Consider the following 13,156-nt stretch of genomic DNA (forward strand, 5'->3'; position numbering starts at 1 on the left):
CTTCAAGGGTGCAGTCCAGTACACTGAATGACGCGTTGAAGAGCTACCGCGTCACTTGGCGTAACCCTGAGAGCGGAGCCACGCGATCTTGCGGTCTCCGTTTATCCAGTCGTCGGCATCTGCCTTGCTGGTGAATCCTGTGATTTCGCGCTGTTCGCTGCCCGGGTAATCCGCCAGTATTTTCCAGTCGCTCTCTGAAATGCGGACGGCTTTGAAGGTCACTTTTGTTTTGGCCATGCCGCACTATGCAGGAGATGGCCTGAAAAGAGAACCCGCGGGTCGTGAGAAAAGAAGAGGAAAAGAGGAAAAAGCCCGCTCGCAGACCGGGCGGGTCGCTGGCGCTGAAGCTCAACCGCCGCCTGCGCGATCCCGGCCCGTCGTCCTGCGCAGGGCTTTGGCCCTGCTGGTCCTGCCGGGCAGGGATGCTCGGCCGCAGTTGCACCGGCCCGCCCGCTCCGCGGGGCCAGGGGATGTCTTCGGAAAGAAGACGAGAAAGGCCGGCCGAGCCGGTCTGCAACCCCAAAAAGGAGCATTCCCATGCGTCTCATCAAGGTCGATCCGCGCGCGCTGAAGGAAAACCCCGACCGCCTGCGTCAGACGAAATCCACGCCGCAGGCCGACGCGCTGCTGCTGGCGACGATCAAGGCTGTCGGCATCGTGCAGCCGCCCGTCATCACGTCAGAGGCCGGCGGCAGCAACGCCTACATCATCTATGCCGGGCATCGCCGCGTGAAACAAGCGATTGCTGCTGGTCTTGACGAGATCGACGTCATCGTCGACGAGGCGGCGAACGACAATGGCGCCATGCGCTCGATGGTCGAGAACATCGCCTTCGAACCGCTCAACCCGGTCGACCAGTGGCGGGCGATCGAGCGCCTCGTGGCGCTTGGCTGGACCGAGGAGGCGATCGGCGTCGCGCTTGCGCTTCCCGTGCGTCAGATCAGGAAGCTGCGCCTGCTCGCGAACGTACTGCCCGCCATGCTCGACCACATGGCCAGGGGCGACATGCCGAACGAGCAGCAGCTTCGTACTATCGCCGCCGCCTCGCTCGACGAGCAGAAGGAGGTCTGGAAGAAGCATAAGCCATCCAAGGCGGACCCGCAGGTGTCCTGGTGGAGCGTCGCGCAAGGCCTCCAGAAGACGCACATGTATGCACGGCACGCCAGCTTCGGTGACGATCTCACGCGGGCGTACGGAATTCAGTGGGTCGAGGACCTGTTTGCTCCGGCCGACGAGGACAGCCGCTACACCACTAATGTCGAGGCCTATCTCGGCGCGCAGCATGAGTGGATGGCGAACAACCTGCCGAAGAAGGGCGTCATCGCTGAGACCACGAACTGGGGAGAGGTGAAGCTGCCGGCGAAGGCCGAACGGGTCCACGGCAAGCCGACGAAGTCCGATTGCACCGCAATGTATCTCGACCGCGAGGGCCGCGTGCAGACGGTGCATTACCGCATGTCCGAAGCGAAGAAGTCGAAGGGCAAGGCTGCGCCGGACGCGGTCAGCGCTCCGGACGATGTCGGCGTAGTCTCGAAACCTCGTCCCGATGTGACGCGCAAAGGCATCGAGATGATGGGCGACTACCGCACGGACGCGCTGCGCGAAGCCCTCGGCCGTGCGCCGGTCGAGGACGACACGCTGATGGCGCTGCTGATCCTTGCCTTCGGTCAGAACGTCTCCGTCACGACGGGAAGCGTCGGTTTCCATAACGGCCATAGCCGCCTGGCGAAGCACACGGCGGGGCTGTTCGACGGTGACGGCAAGCTCGCCTTCGACATGGACACGCTGCGCATCTCAGCCCGCGCCATGCTCATCGATGTGTTCTCGTGCCGCGAGAACGCCACCAACAGCGGCATCGTCGCCCGTATCGCCGGCGCGACCATCGGCGCGGACGAGTTCTTGCCCAACATGGGCACCGAGGACTTTCTCTCGTGCCTGTCGCGCCCCGCGCTCGAGGCGTCGTGCAAGGACACGCCGGTCCTGCCGCGCCAGCGCGCGAAGGACACCCGCGCTGCGCTCGCCGAGCACTTCAAGGAGGGTCGCTTCGTCCACTCCGCGGCGCTCTTCGCACCGGACCCGACGAAGCTTTCCGAATGGCTGTCGTCCAACGCGAGCGCTGCGGACGACGCCGATGAGACGGATGAGGACGTCGACGGCATCCGCGATGAACTCGCTGACGGTGACGCCGCTACGTTCAGGGAGGCGGCCGAATAGGTCCCTACCTTCTTCTTCCGAACGACTGCCGCCGCCGGCCAAGCCGGCGGCGGTTCTGTTTCCACACATCCGCAAAACCGGAGGACACGATGTCCGCACATGTCACCGAGGGACAGGACCGCAGCATGAATGCGTCATCTCCCACACGCCAGAACCAAACCGTGCCTGAATTCCCCGCAGTCACTTTCGGCCGCGGCGCTGACGGCCTTCTCGTCGCACTTGTCGGCGAATCGGCCTTCGCGATGGCGCCCCGCCGCGACGGTCGGCTTTATCTCGTCACGGCCCGGCGCATCTCCCGCCCCATGGGCGAATGGACGCGCGGCGACTTCTACGGCCATTCCGGCGTGCTTGCCGACGAGGCGGCATTCCGCGCCGCCGTGCTCGAAAACGCCGAGCACCAGCGCGAGCGTAAGATGCTCGGCCGCGTCGAGGTGTATTCGCGTGCCCACACGCCCTGGGGCGCCTCGCAGGGCGCGACCGTCTATGCCGAAGGCGTCGAACGACACTCGACGGCCGGACATGGAGGCTTCAAGCTTTCGGCCGAGGAAAACCGCAAGGTCCATCCCACGCTGCGATCGACGGGCGGCTGGTATGAGGAAGATTCGGAATGGGCGATCGTTGCGATCACCTTTCCGCATCTCTTCACGGCGTTCGAGCGCCGCTGCGCCGAACGCACGATCAAGGATTCATGGCCGGACGCCTGGGAGACGATCTTCGGCACCGTGCTCGCGCCGGGAGAGTCCTATGAGAAGGATCGCCGCAGTTTTGAGCTGACGCATGCCAACGACTGGATCGTGATTTCGGCGATCACCTCAAGTCGCTTCGAAGGCTTCGTGGAGTGCGTTGCAACGCCCGGCGGCAGGCGCGGAGCTGGAACGGAGGAGCGGCGCTTCCTCGTTCCATCCTCCGACTACGAGGTCAAACGCTTTGGCTTCGTGATCGACCCGAGCCGGCACCAAGTCTATGGCGGGCCATCGGACTTCGTCGGCTGGCAGATCGGGAGGGTCACATGAGCCTATCCCCGGATCGCCTGGCGCCCCTTCACCGCATGCGGGAGGCGCGGCGGGAGATTCAGCGCCAGCTCGATTCGATCGACCGCCAGATCACGCGGCGGATGACGGCGCTGATCCTGCAGCTGAAGCTGAAACCTGCCGGCAGGGCGCCGGACCCGAGTGCCTTCCTCGAGCGGTATCGTTCGCATCTTTCGGCAATCACGGCGGAACGCCGGCCGGAGATCGACGCACTGTCCCGCAAGCTCGTGCAGCAGGATGCCGCGATCGCGGCGTACTGTGCTCGCAGCGGCCTCCTCTCCGACCGGCTCGATGCTCGCGGCCAGTGCAGTCGGCCCGGCCTTGCTGTGCGATCGCGCAGCCGTGGGCACCGCGACCATGAATGACAACGCCCGCGCGGCGTTCGAACGACGGCTCCGCACTGCCAGGAGCAACACCGGCCAGTCGTGACCGTCGGAACTTCATCCCTTGCCTGGTGAGACGCTGATAGCCTCGGCGGATTCGACCTGTCCAACGTCTTCGCTGCGGATCGCGATATCGCCATGGCAATGGTCGTGCACCGCCTCGCCGATTCTCCAGTCGCGCAAATATCTGGAGGCCTACCGCGCCGAGATCGAGGAGCTCATCAGGCTCTGGCGGCCGGAGGTCTGGACGCGCACAGTCGCAATCGCCTGACATCAAGGAAGTTGGCCCGTCGTTCTCGATCTCGGGTGACGCATGAGTTCGCGGTAGGTCATTGCGATCCTTGCCCGTTTTCTCTTCATCGTTCCGGCCCGCCGGATCTCCCCTCGGGTTTGTCGCGCTCGTAAACCGGCGGCCGGGCGCTTCAAGGCCGCTATCGCGCCGCGTTGCGGCCGGGACTGCCGATCTCGGCAAAGCGTGTCCGCGTCCCGCGCGAGGGCTGCAAGCCCTGCTTGTCCGCAAACCCGCTCCGCTCGATCCGGCAGCCCCGGACCCTGAAGCGCCCGTCTTTCCGCCGGTTTTTCTCGATCGCACCCGAAGGGAGGACCGGCAGGAGCCGGCCCAAGCCTTCAGGGAGAAACCGAAGGAAAGGATGTTCCCATGACCAAGACTGCTCGCACTCCCCGCCAGCCCGCCAAGGTCGTCCAGCTTCGTAAAAGCACCACTCTCGAAATGGTCAGGCTCGCCTGCCCCGACGCCACCCAGGCCACCCTCATCTCCGAGAGCTTCGGCCTTCCCGTTCTCGACAGCGATGGCATCCGCGATCTCCATGAGCGCCTGATCGTCGAGACGGCCGCGAGCCTCAGCGATGGCCTTGGCGAGCGTGCGATGCAGATCCATCTCCAGCGGATCGTCGGCGCCTATGTCGGCTCCGCCCACGGAGCGGGTCAGTTCTACAGCCGCGCGGTGACGGAAGCCCGCGACGCTACGGCGAAGGCCGCCAATGACGCTCGTGATGTGGACCTCGACGGTCCGGTCGGCTTCGACAGCACCGCGCAGCGTAAGCGCGAATTCGCCGCCGACATGGCCATCCAGTCGCACGCGCTGCGGATGGCGGCTGAAGGCACTGTTGCAGCCTACGAACAGGTCGTCGGTGAAGCCTGGAAGCCCTTCGAACGGCCGATCGAGAACCCCGGGCAGACCGTCGATCGCAAGGCGGCCGAACTCCAGATGGCGGCGTTCGGCTGAGCGCCGCAGGCGGGGCTTCGGCCCCGCCGATCATCTCGTCGTCGACACGCACGAAGGCCGCTCCGAACGAGCGGCCTTTGCCATGTTGCTCTCTCTTGCGCCGATCGTTCAGCCCCGATCATCCGCCAGATCTGAGAAGCGCGTGAACTCGCCCTGGAACGACAGCATCACCGCGCCCGTAGGCCCGTGACGCTATTTACCGATAATGATCTCGGCCTTGCCGTGCGCGGCCGCAAAATCAGCCTCCCAATTCAGATGTTCTTCAGTGTCCGGCCTCGGCTCCTGGCAGGTAATACTCTTCACGAAACACGAACAGCACGACGTCCGCATCCTGCTCGATCGAGCCCGATTCCCGCAGGTCAGACAGTTGCGGCCGTTTCTCCTCCCGGTTCTCGACCAGGCGGGAGAGTTGGGAGAGTGCGATGGTGGGCACGTTGAGCTCCTTGGCCAACGCCTTCAGGCCGGTCGTGATCTCGGTGAGCTCCTGGACACGGTTCTGCGCAGCGCGCTGTGTCCGGCCTTGCATCAGTTGAAGATAGTCGATCACGATGAGATCGAGCCCGCGCTGCCGCTTCAAACGCCTTGCGCGCGCAGCCAATTGGCCAACACTCAAGCCGCCGGTCTGGTCGACATAGAGCGGGATTCGGCGCATCGCGTTGCGGCGGCCGACAAGCCGCTCGAACTCCCGTTCATCGATGGCGCCGCGGCGGATGCTCGATGACGACACCTCGGCTTGCTCGGATATGACGCGCGTGGCGAGTTGCTCCGACGACATCTCGAGCGAGAAGAACGCCACGATCCCGCCGGCAGCAGCCTTCCGCGAGCCGTCGTCTGCCGCCGCAGGCTGATATGAACTTGCGACATTGTAGGCGACATTGGTCGCAAGCGCCGTCTTACCCATGCCCGGCCGACCAGCAATGATGATGAGATCGGACGGCTGCAAGCCGCCCATCTTCGCATCGAGGTCCCTGAGTCCGGTCGGCAAGCCCGAGAGGTTACCGTCGCTCTGATACGCTTGCGCCGCGCGGTCGATGGCATGGGAGAGCGCCGAGTCGAAGGTCTCGAACCCTCCGCCGAAACGTCCGGTCTCGGCGACATCATAGAGACGTTGCTCTGCCCGTTCGATCAGCTCTGCCGCCGCGCAATCGATGGCCGCGTCGAAGGCTGCATTGCGCATGTCGTCTGCGACATTGATGATCTCGCGCCGAAGCGCGAGATCATAAATCGTGCGCCCGTAGTCGGCCGCGTTGATGATCGTGGTCGCTTCCGCAGCGAGGCGGGCGAGATATTGCGATGGCGACAACCCTGCGATATCCAGATCGGCGGGAAGGAAAGTCTTGATAGTGATCGGGGTGACGGTCTTGTTCGCACTGATCAACCCGCTTGCGATCTCGTAGATCGTGCCGTGAAGCGGTTCGAAGAAGTGGTCCGGTCTCACGAAATCGGACACATGATAAAACGCAGCATTGTTGATCAGGATCGCCCCGAGCAGCGCCTGTTCGGCCTCGATGTTGTGCGGCATCACGCGATGTCGCTCGATCTCCGCCAGTTCCAGTCTGTGCGCCGCTTGCGCCATTGCGTCCTGCGCTGGTCGAAATCAACGACACATCCGAATCGTAGTGCCGCCGCGTAAGGCTATCTTTTGTGCGCGTCGTTCGCACCGGGGAGAGACGCGCCAAATCGTTAGCGCCGCTGAAAGAATCGCGTGCGTGATGAGCCGAATCGCTGAATTGCGAATTTTTATCGCGACCGCCCGGAACGTGGGCTCAGCGGAAACTTCTCTGCATCGTCGTTTCACGGATCGAACACCATCGCTGCCGCCGGCCTCGTGTCCTTCACGTTGCGCGTCACGAGACAAAGACCGCGTCCGATCGCGGTCTCGGCGAGGATCGCATCGATGACTGGTATGGCCGCTCGTCCGCTTCACCTCCCCGGGCATCCGACCGCAGCGGACGATCGGCTGGTACCAAAGCGAACGCCACAAATTGCCATGACAGGTCGGCTCGTCCGATTTGAATGATGGCGTCAGGCCTACCCGGTGAACATCCAGAGTTGCTCGCTGGCCATGTAGCCGGCCAGCAACAGGGCCCCGAGGACGACGATGAGCGCCGCGGCGCCGACTTCGATCGCGCGCATCGCGAGCATGCCGGGTCCTACCCGCGTTTTCGCTATGCGACTGGCGACCTCGCGCGCGCTGGCCGCGAGGGTTGCGATTGCCGCTACCGTCGCAGCCGTACCCAAGCCCATGATCAGCGTTGCGCCCACACCGGTCCAGAACAGGTCCTGAGCCAGCGCGAAGATAAGGACGATGATCGCACCGGAGCAGGGTCTTAAACCGACCGCGACCACCGCGGCGAGCCCTCGCCGCCAGCCGCCTGCGCCGGCGAGCGCCGCCGGCTCGGGCCCATGGACGTGGCCCACAGGCCGATTCATGATGCTCATGATCGTCGTGGCACCGGAAGGCGTGTTCGTGAGCGGCGCATCCCTCGACCTGGCATTGCCCGCCCCGCATCGCCGTGGCGCCAGGCGGCCGCTCGGACAATCGGAAGGTCGTAGCGCTTAGACTCTTGGCAGCCGGAACCGACGCAAAAGCCAGATCGGGCGTCCGATGCCAGCTCAGTTCGCGGCAGCCGATCAGGAAGCCACGGCCTTTGACATAAAGAAGCCTGAGGCCGATAAGGATGACGAGAGCATAACTCGTGATCTCGACCAGATGGACGGTTAATCCGATCGCTTTTGCGGTTGCGCCAAGCAGAACGGCGGCGATGGCTACGACGATGATGGCAACGACAGACTGGATGGCTGCAGACACAAAGGACAGCACAACACCGCGGCGCCAGGTCTCCTCGCTGGCGACGAGGTAGGAGGAGATCACCGCCTTGCCGTGTCCTGGACCAACAGCATGAAAAACGCCATACACGAAGGAGATGCCGAATAATTCCCACATCGCGGCCCCATCCTCCTTGGCGGCCCGGATGAAGGTCGACAGCGAACGGTAGAAGGCGGCTTGTTCGGCAAAAACCCAGCCCGTCACGCCGGGCATGGGCACAGCAGTATGCGGCGCGCCAAACGGCGCGCTCGATGCCGACAGGATACCGGTCGTGCAGGCGACGAGGATCGTCGCCAGGGTGGTCAGGGCGACAGCACGCGATCTGGTCATGGGCACTTCACCAGGATCTTGTTGGCGAAAATTTCTCCATAGGTGCTGGAGGGGTCGAGCGGGACGCTGTCGAGCTGGCCGAGCCGCGCCTGCTCAGCCGGCGTTGGCTGGTGCGGCAGATCGTAGGTCACGAGGCATTGCGGCGCGCCGCTTAAGGAAACCGGCTTGTCCTTGGCGAACTCGAAATCCACGAAGGTCGAGGGGTCGTAGATCTCGATCTGCATGGCCTTTGCGACGGCAGGCGCTTTCAAAGGCAGAGTGAAATGCAGTAAGGGCAGCGTTCTTGTAATCGAGGCAGTAGTCGCTCCGGTCAGTGAATTTCAGCTTCTTGCCGTCGGCACGGGCGTAAGTGAAATAGTCATATTCCTTGAGCGAATCCACGTTGGTTTGGGCGAGCGAGGCCAGTTCCTCGCGCGTGTATTGGCCCTTTTTCGCATGCGAGATGCTCTGAAGGGCATAGGCTGAAAACATGTCATCGAAGGTCTAGGCGTGGCGGATACCCGTCATGATGCCATCGGCGGCGTAGAGGATTTCGCTATGGAACGTGACCCAGACATGGGGATGCGCCTGTGCGCGGCTGACGGACAACCACAAGAGAAAGATCGCGCAGTAGCAACAGGTGCGTCTGGTCATGGTCTATCCGCCGAATCGGATGCTGACGGCTTCCGCAAGAAGCGGGAGCGATGGTCTCAAATGCGTTTGGAGTCAGGTGACGCATGCATCTTGCGTCGGGCCACGCAAGACTTGTGCTGCGGGAAGACTTGAATTGGCAGCAAGACGTCAGGCGGCGGGGGGCGCGCGCGATAGGAACGCCGCGTGACGTGCCTGAAACATCCGATAGGAAACCGGATTGAACGCACGATCAATCGCGGTGAATCGCAGCGGATGCGAATCTGCGGGCGCATCCGGTGGCGAAGAGTTCGACAGCAGGAAACCCGAGAAGCAGATCGGGCAGTGGTCGTCGTCATCGGCCAGCCGCGACGGCAGCTGCGTTACGGCGTGCTGTGTCGACCTGGCGTGCCTGAGGCTCACGACATCGGGGCGGTCGCCCCCTGAAAAGGCGAGATCATGCGTGTGGACGTGGGCGAAAGACAGCGCGAGCTGCAGCATCAGCGCCGCCAGCGCGAGATAGGCTCCGCATCGCGCGAAGGCCCCTGCCATCATCATTGTCGCCGCTGCCAAAGAGCCGTTCCCTTCCGACGTCTGGGCCTCGACCGCCATCAGCCGAACGCGCGCAATGGCCGCCCTTTCATTTGCGATCTCCCCGCACTGGACGAGAAAAATATGGCGATCGAGCGGCTAGGAGCGCCCCGTCAGCCGGACGTTTCCTTTCGAGGGAGCGGGTTCTTTGAGTTCGGTTGCATCACCTTTGCCGGCTCCGTCATGCGGTCGCTCACCGACCGCATCGGTTGGTGGAAAGATGCTGTCATAGATCGCGCGCGCTTCGCGAATGAGGCGAAGCCGCTCGAGCTCGGATTTTGGAACAAATCCTACGATCTCACCCATCAGCGCACTGTCAGGCACAGCAAGCCTCAAAGCCCTGCCTTAGCAGGTCCTTTGGCAGGTCGCGCCCGATGAAAACGAGCCGTGTCTCGCGCGTTTCCTGGGCCTTCCAGGGACGCCGACTTCCGCCTTCAACGAGCATGTGCACGCTCTGAACGACAAATTGCCGATCGTCATCCTCCATCGATGCGATGCCCTTCATGCGTAGGATGTCCGGACCAAAGCGTTGGGTGACATCCTGAATCCAGGACATGAACCTGTTGGGCTTCATCGGTCGGTCTGCGACCAGGGACAGGCTGCCGATCCCGTCGTCGTGTTCGTGCTCGTGTTCCTCGGTGAGGAATCCGGGCTCGACTTCGAGGATGCGCTCGAGATTGAAGGCGTCTTGCCCCAGTATCTGGGCGAGCTCGATACCACAGCGCTCCGTTCTGTGAATCTTCGCATATGGGTTGATGTTTCGGATACGACGTTCGACTATTGCGAGCCCGTCCACATCGAGAAGATCAACCTTGTTGACGAGAACGACGTCGGCGAACGCGAGTTGCTCCTGCGCTTCCGGCGCGCGGTCTATCTGTTCGAGGAGATGCCTGGCATCCGCGACGGTGATGATGGCGTCGAGCTTCGTCTTGCGGCGGACGTCCTCGTCGACGAAGAACGTCTGCGCCACCGGTGCCGGATCTGCGAGCCCTGTCGTCTCGATGACAATGCCGTCGAAGGCTCGGCTGCGCCGCATCAGCCCTGCGATGATCCGGATGAGGTCGCCCCGAACCGTGCAGCAAATACAACCGTTGTTCATTTCGAAAATCTCTTCGTCGGCGTCGACGATGAGATCGTTGTCGATACCGACCTCTCCGAACTCGTTCACGATCACGGCATATCGCTTGCCGTGCGCTTCCGAGAGGATGCGGTTGAGCAGCGTCGTCTTCCCGGAGCCGAGATAACCGGTCAGAACGGTGACGGGAAGCCGGGGTGCAGCATCGGGCATGGGGCCATTTTCCACTCAGCAACGTGATGCGAAACGCCGCCGCGAAACCGTATTGTAATGTTATAACATTACAGGTAATAGGAGGAGATGCAAAGGGAAAGACTTGGGCTTGGCAGATGCGGGACAACCGTTCTGGCGGCTGAGAGCAGACACGCGGACGCTCGACGGCGATTTCATTTCGATTGACCCGTCGTTCGCCACACGACATCTCTATGCCGTGGCAGCAGGCCTGCTTTCGACGGTTTCGGCTGCTGATTTTTGTTGGCCTTACACTAGCCTCGGTGAGCTTGCCAGCTTCTGCGCAACAGGGCGCAACAAAGCTAAAGGTCGTGGCGACGTTTTCGATCCTCGGTGATTTTGCCAGGAACGTTGGCGGTGATGGGGTCGACGTCACAACGCTGGTCGGTCCCAACGGTGACGTCCATGTCTACACGCCGCCGACCGCCGATGCGGAGGCGATCAGGAGCGCCAGACTTGTCATCGTCAATGGCCTCGGACTGGAGGGTTGGTTACCGCGGCTTGTGGAATCATCTGGCAGCACCGCGACCACCTTCGTCGCTGCCCATGGCATCATGTTGCGCAAGGTCGCTGCCGGCGAGATACTGAGTCGTGATCGCGGCGCGGGGGCAGTCGACCCGCACGCCTGGCAATCCGTTGCGAACGCCGAGATCTATATCACCAATATCCGTGACGCCATGATCGCCGCCAATCCCGCCAACGCTGCGACGTACAGGGCCAATGCATCGGCCTATCTGACCAAGCTGGAGGCACTCGACCACGAGGTTCGCGAGGCGCTGGCGCCGATCCCCCAAGAGCGGCGCAAGGTGATTTCAACCCACGATGCCTTTGGTTATTTTGCCGCTGCCTACGACCTCACGTTCGTAGCGCCGGAGGGCGTTTCGACCGAAACCGAGCCGAGCGCGCGGGATATCGCAACCATCATCACGCAGATCAAGAAAGAGAAGATTCCGGCGGTGTTTTTGGAGAACGTGAGCGACCCCAGACTGATGCGCCAGATTGCCTCCGAAACCGGCGCAGCCATCGGCGGAACGCTTTATTCGGATAGCCTGACGAGCGAGAATGGCGAGGCTCCGAACTACATCGAGATGGTCAGGCACAATATCAGGACGATCGCGAGCGCTCTTGGGAACTGACGTGCTTGTCCGGGCGGGTGACCCTGCCCCAACGGTTGAACACGCCGCGACGCTTGAACTAGCATGCAAAATGCTTCGACAGGAGAATTGATCTGGTGCGGTTAAAATCCGTTCTTCTGACTATCGTCAATATCTTCAGTCGTGCCATCGTCATCATCGCCTTATTGGCGTTGCCGCGGTCTTTTGCCGCGCAGCAACCGTCGGGAGTTCCAGCTTGGCTGAGGGCACATGTCGGCGAAGGCGAACATCAAATCACAGAACTGGTCTTGCAGAGGGCGCGTGCGCTTTACCAGCAAAAAGTGAACCAAGGCGCGGTGAAGAATCCTTGCTACTTCGCCATGGACGCGACGCGTCCCAACGATTTAGACGAAGGCAAATTGGGGCGTCGGTTCTATGTTATCTGCGAATCCGAGCGATTGTTTCGTGCAATTTCGGCCGGTCACGGCGGCGGTCGCGATGTGAAAGGCGTCGCGGATTTCGCAAACGGAAGACGCTGCGCGAAGAACTTCAGCAACGCCATGGATTCGAGACTGACGGCCGGCGGGGCCTATGTAACCGGCGAGACGAAGACGTCGTTCAAAGGCTACTACCGTGTTTCGGCGAAACAAGACGCAGTTCTGATACGCTCGTTTGTTCAGTTTGATGGCGAGGGCGAGACCGCAAATGCCCGAGAGCGCGAGATCGGCGGGCATCCGGCCGAGTTGTTGAGGAACGTCTGTCTTCGAAAGGACCCACGCAGTCCGTACGCAAACCACGACGGTTACGTTCCGTTTGGAACACTGGAGGATTACGCTGGCGGCCGCAGCAACGGCTGCACCAGTTGGTCGCCATCGGACGCCGACCTAATCATCGCGATGGTGAAGGATAATCCGACAACGCTTTACATCTATCCTAACTCTGCCGACATCGAAGCCGTCGCGCGAGCGGTTGCGGCCGGCCGGTCGCTATCCGGCCAGGGACTATATTGGAACGCTTCCTGTCTGAACGAAATCCGCGCTCCAAAATTTTGGCCAAAGGAAACCCACGAGCCGATCCTGGCTCAATACAAGAAGGATCATCCGGCACCAGCGCAAGGGCCGATGCCGATTTGCAAGGGGCGGTGAATTTCTACCGTCCGGCACGCGGACTCAAGGAAACATCTGTGCATCCTCGTTCCACGGATCGAACACCATCGCGCCAGATGGCTTCGTGTCCTTCACGTTGCGTGTGACCAGATAGAGATCGTGCTCCATCGCGGTTGCGGCGAGCATCGTGTCGATCACAGGCGGAGCATGGCGGCCCGCCCGCTTCGCCTCGCCGGAAATCCTCCCCAACGCCGAACGATGTCGTCATCGAGCGACAGGGCGCGCTTGCCGAAGCGCTCCGTGCCGCGCGGCAATCAGGATGACAGTGCTTCCCACCCAGATTGATGTGGTGGAACGGCCCGCTCCGACAGCATCATCGTGCTAAAACGTGGTCGTTATTCGAACGCCACAAGGAG

At 62.3% G+C, this 13,156-nt stretch carries 13 protein-coding genes and 3 pseudogenes; 7 read left to right on the forward strand and 9 right to left on the reverse strand.

Annotated elements, in window-relative coordinates:
- Nucleotides 1-51: 51 nt before the first annotated feature.
- Nucleotides 52-237, reverse strand: a complete 186-nt coding sequence (locus AC5ZGW_RS38785) for a hypothetical protein (RefSeq protein WP_130228684.1) — start codon at nt 235-237, stop codon at nt 52-54.
- A gap of 300 nt (nt 238-537) precedes the next feature.
- On the opposite strand from AC5ZGW_RS38785, the gene AC5ZGW_RS38790 reads away from it, so the two are divergent.
- The 5 genes from AC5ZGW_RS38790 (at nt 538) to AC5ZGW_RS38810 (ending at nt 4,874) form a co-directional block, all read left to right on the forward strand.
- The gene (locus AC5ZGW_RS38790) at nt 538-2,214 is read left to right on the forward strand and encodes a ParB N-terminal domain-containing protein (RefSeq protein ID WP_130228685.1); all 1,677 of its coding nucleotides are present in this window, start codon (nt 538-540) and stop codon (nt 2,212-2,214) included.
- A 125-nt stretch (nt 2,215-2,339) separates the two neighbouring features.
- Complete coding sequence (locus AC5ZGW_RS38795) at nt 2,340-3,227, forward strand: DUF7007 domain-containing protein (protein WP_130228688.1); 888 nt, start codon at nt 2,340-2,342, stop codon at nt 3,225-3,227.
- The gene (locus AC5ZGW_RS38800) at nt 3,224-3,610 is read left to right on the forward strand and encodes a hypothetical protein (RefSeq protein ID WP_245474957.1); all 387 of its coding nucleotides are present in this window, start codon (nt 3,224-3,226) and stop codon (nt 3,608-3,610) included. Before AC5ZGW_RS38795 ends, AC5ZGW_RS38800 begins: the two co-directional genes overlap by 4 nt.
- Before the next feature lie 82 nt (nt 3,611-3,692).
- Nucleotides 3,693-3,899, forward strand: a complete 207-nt coding sequence (locus AC5ZGW_RS38805) for a hypothetical protein (RefSeq protein WP_165421328.1) — start codon at nt 3,693-3,695, stop codon at nt 3,897-3,899.
- A gap of 387 nt (nt 3,900-4,286) precedes the next feature.
- Nucleotides 4,287-4,874: a hypothetical protein gene (locus tag AC5ZGW_RS38810; RefSeq protein ID WP_130228686.1), complete on the forward strand. Its 588-nt coding sequence runs from the start codon at nt 4,287-4,289 to the stop codon at nt 4,872-4,874.
- A gap of 108 nt (nt 4,875-4,982) precedes the next feature.
- On the opposite strand, the pseudogene AC5ZGW_RS38815 reads toward AC5ZGW_RS38810, so the two are convergent.
- From AC5ZGW_RS38815 to AC5ZGW_RS38845, 7 genes and pseudogenes are all read right to left on the reverse strand, one after another.
- Nucleotides 4,983-6,450 (reverse strand): annotated as a pseudogene (locus AC5ZGW_RS38815) (replicative DNA helicase).
- Between the two features lie 455 nt (nt 6,451-6,905).
- Nucleotides 6,906-7,307, reverse strand: coding sequence for a HoxN/HupN/NixA family nickel/cobalt transporter (locus AC5ZGW_RS38820; RefSeq protein ID WP_349644902.1), 402 nt, complete (start codon nt 7,305-7,307; stop codon nt 6,906-6,908).
- A gap of 265 nt (nt 7,308-7,572) precedes the next feature.
- Nucleotides 7,573-8,034, reverse strand: a pseudogene (locus AC5ZGW_RS38825) (HoxN/HupN/NixA family nickel/cobalt transporter); the annotation flags it as partial.
- Nucleotides 8,031-8,667 (reverse strand): annotated as a pseudogene (locus tag AC5ZGW_RS38830) (DUF1007 family protein). The pseudogenes AC5ZGW_RS38825 and AC5ZGW_RS38830, both read right to left, overlap by 4 nt.
- 147 nt (nt 8,668-8,814) lie before the next feature.
- Nucleotides 8,815-9,255, reverse strand: a complete 441-nt coding sequence (locus AC5ZGW_RS38835; RefSeq protein WP_130231394.1) for a hypothetical protein — start codon at nt 9,253-9,255, stop codon at nt 8,815-8,817.
- Between the two features lie 78 nt (nt 9,256-9,333).
- Nucleotides 9,334-9,540 (reverse strand): hypothetical protein, encoded by a 207-nt coding sequence (locus tag AC5ZGW_RS38840; RefSeq protein WP_130581344.1) that lies wholly within the window; start codon nt 9,538-9,540, stop codon nt 9,334-9,336.
- Between the two features lie 10 nt (nt 9,541-9,550).
- Nucleotides 9,551-10,522, reverse strand: a complete 972-nt coding sequence (locus AC5ZGW_RS38845; RefSeq protein WP_130231398.1) for a CobW family GTP-binding protein — start codon at nt 10,520-10,522, stop codon at nt 9,551-9,553.
- A gap of 212 nt (nt 10,523-10,734) precedes the next feature.
- Here AC5ZGW_RS38845 and AC5ZGW_RS38850 point away from each other — a divergent pair, with 212 nt between their 5' ends.
- Both AC5ZGW_RS38850 and AC5ZGW_RS38855 read left to right on the forward strand, forming a co-directional pair.
- Nucleotides 10,735-11,676 carry a metal ABC transporter substrate-binding protein gene (locus AC5ZGW_RS38850; RefSeq protein WP_130231400.1) on the forward strand — a complete coding sequence of 314 codons (942 nt, stop codon included), beginning with the start codon at nt 10,735-10,737 and terminating at the stop codon, nt 11,674-11,676.
- A gap of 95 nt (nt 11,677-11,771) precedes the next feature.
- A complete protein-coding gene (locus AC5ZGW_RS38855) occupies nt 11,772-12,779 on the forward strand; it encodes a murein L,D-transpeptidase catalytic domain family protein (protein WP_130231402.1) in 1,008 nt (335 codons plus the stop codon).
- A gap of 24 nt (nt 12,780-12,803) precedes the next feature.
- Here AC5ZGW_RS38855 and AC5ZGW_RS38860 read toward each other — a convergent pair whose 3' ends face one another.
- Complete coding sequence (locus tag AC5ZGW_RS38860; RefSeq protein ID WP_283813350.1) at nt 12,804-12,926, reverse strand: PIN domain-containing protein; 123 nt, start codon at nt 12,924-12,926, stop codon at nt 12,804-12,806.
- Nucleotides 12,927-13,156 lie beyond the last annotated feature (230 nt).

Source organism: Bradyrhizobium sp. Crot121 (genome assembly GCF_059512385.1).

Bases quoted from the DNA above. Each gene is read 5' to 3' on its own strand.
- AC5ZGW_RS38785 (WP_130228684.1), bottom strand. From the start codon at position 237: ATGGCCAAAACAAAAGTGACCTTCAAAGCCGTCCGCATTTCAGAGAGC.
- AC5ZGW_RS38790 (WP_130228685.1), top strand. From the start codon at position 538: ATGCGTCTCATCAAGGTCGATCCGCGCGCGCTGAAGGAAAACCCCGAC.
- AC5ZGW_RS38795 (WP_130228688.1), top strand. From the start codon at position 2,340: ATGAATGCGTCATCTCCCACACGCCAGAACCAAACCGTGCCTGAATTC.
- AC5ZGW_RS38800 (WP_245474957.1), top strand. From the start codon at position 3,224: ATGAGCCTATCCCCGGATCGCCTGGCGCCCCTTCACCGCATGCGGGAG.
- AC5ZGW_RS38810 (WP_130228686.1), top strand. From the start codon at position 4,287: ATGACCAAGACTGCTCGCACTCCCCGCCAGCCCGCCAAGGTCGTCCAG.
- AC5ZGW_RS38820 (WP_349644902.1), bottom strand. From the start codon at position 7,307: ATGAATCGGCCTGTGGGCCACGTCCATGGGCCCGAGCCGGCGGCGCTC.
- AC5ZGW_RS38835 (WP_130231394.1), bottom strand. From the start codon at position 9,255: ATGGCGGTCGAGGCCCAGACGTCGGAAGGGAACGGCTCTTTGGCAGCG.
- AC5ZGW_RS38840 (WP_130581344.1), bottom strand. From the start codon at position 9,540: ATGGGTGAGATCGTAGGATTTGTTCCAAAATCCGAGCTCGAGCGGCTT.
- AC5ZGW_RS38845 (WP_130231398.1), bottom strand. From the start codon at position 10,522: ATGCCCGATGCTGCACCCCGGCTTCCCGTCACCGTTCTGACCGGTTAT.
- AC5ZGW_RS38850 (WP_130231400.1), top strand. From the start codon at position 10,735: ATGCCGTGGCAGCAGGCCTGCTTTCGACGGTTTCGGCTGCTGATTTTT.
- AC5ZGW_RS38860 (WP_283813350.1), bottom strand. From the start codon at position 12,926: ATGCTCGCCGCAACCGCGATGGAGCACGATCTCTATCTGGTCACACGC.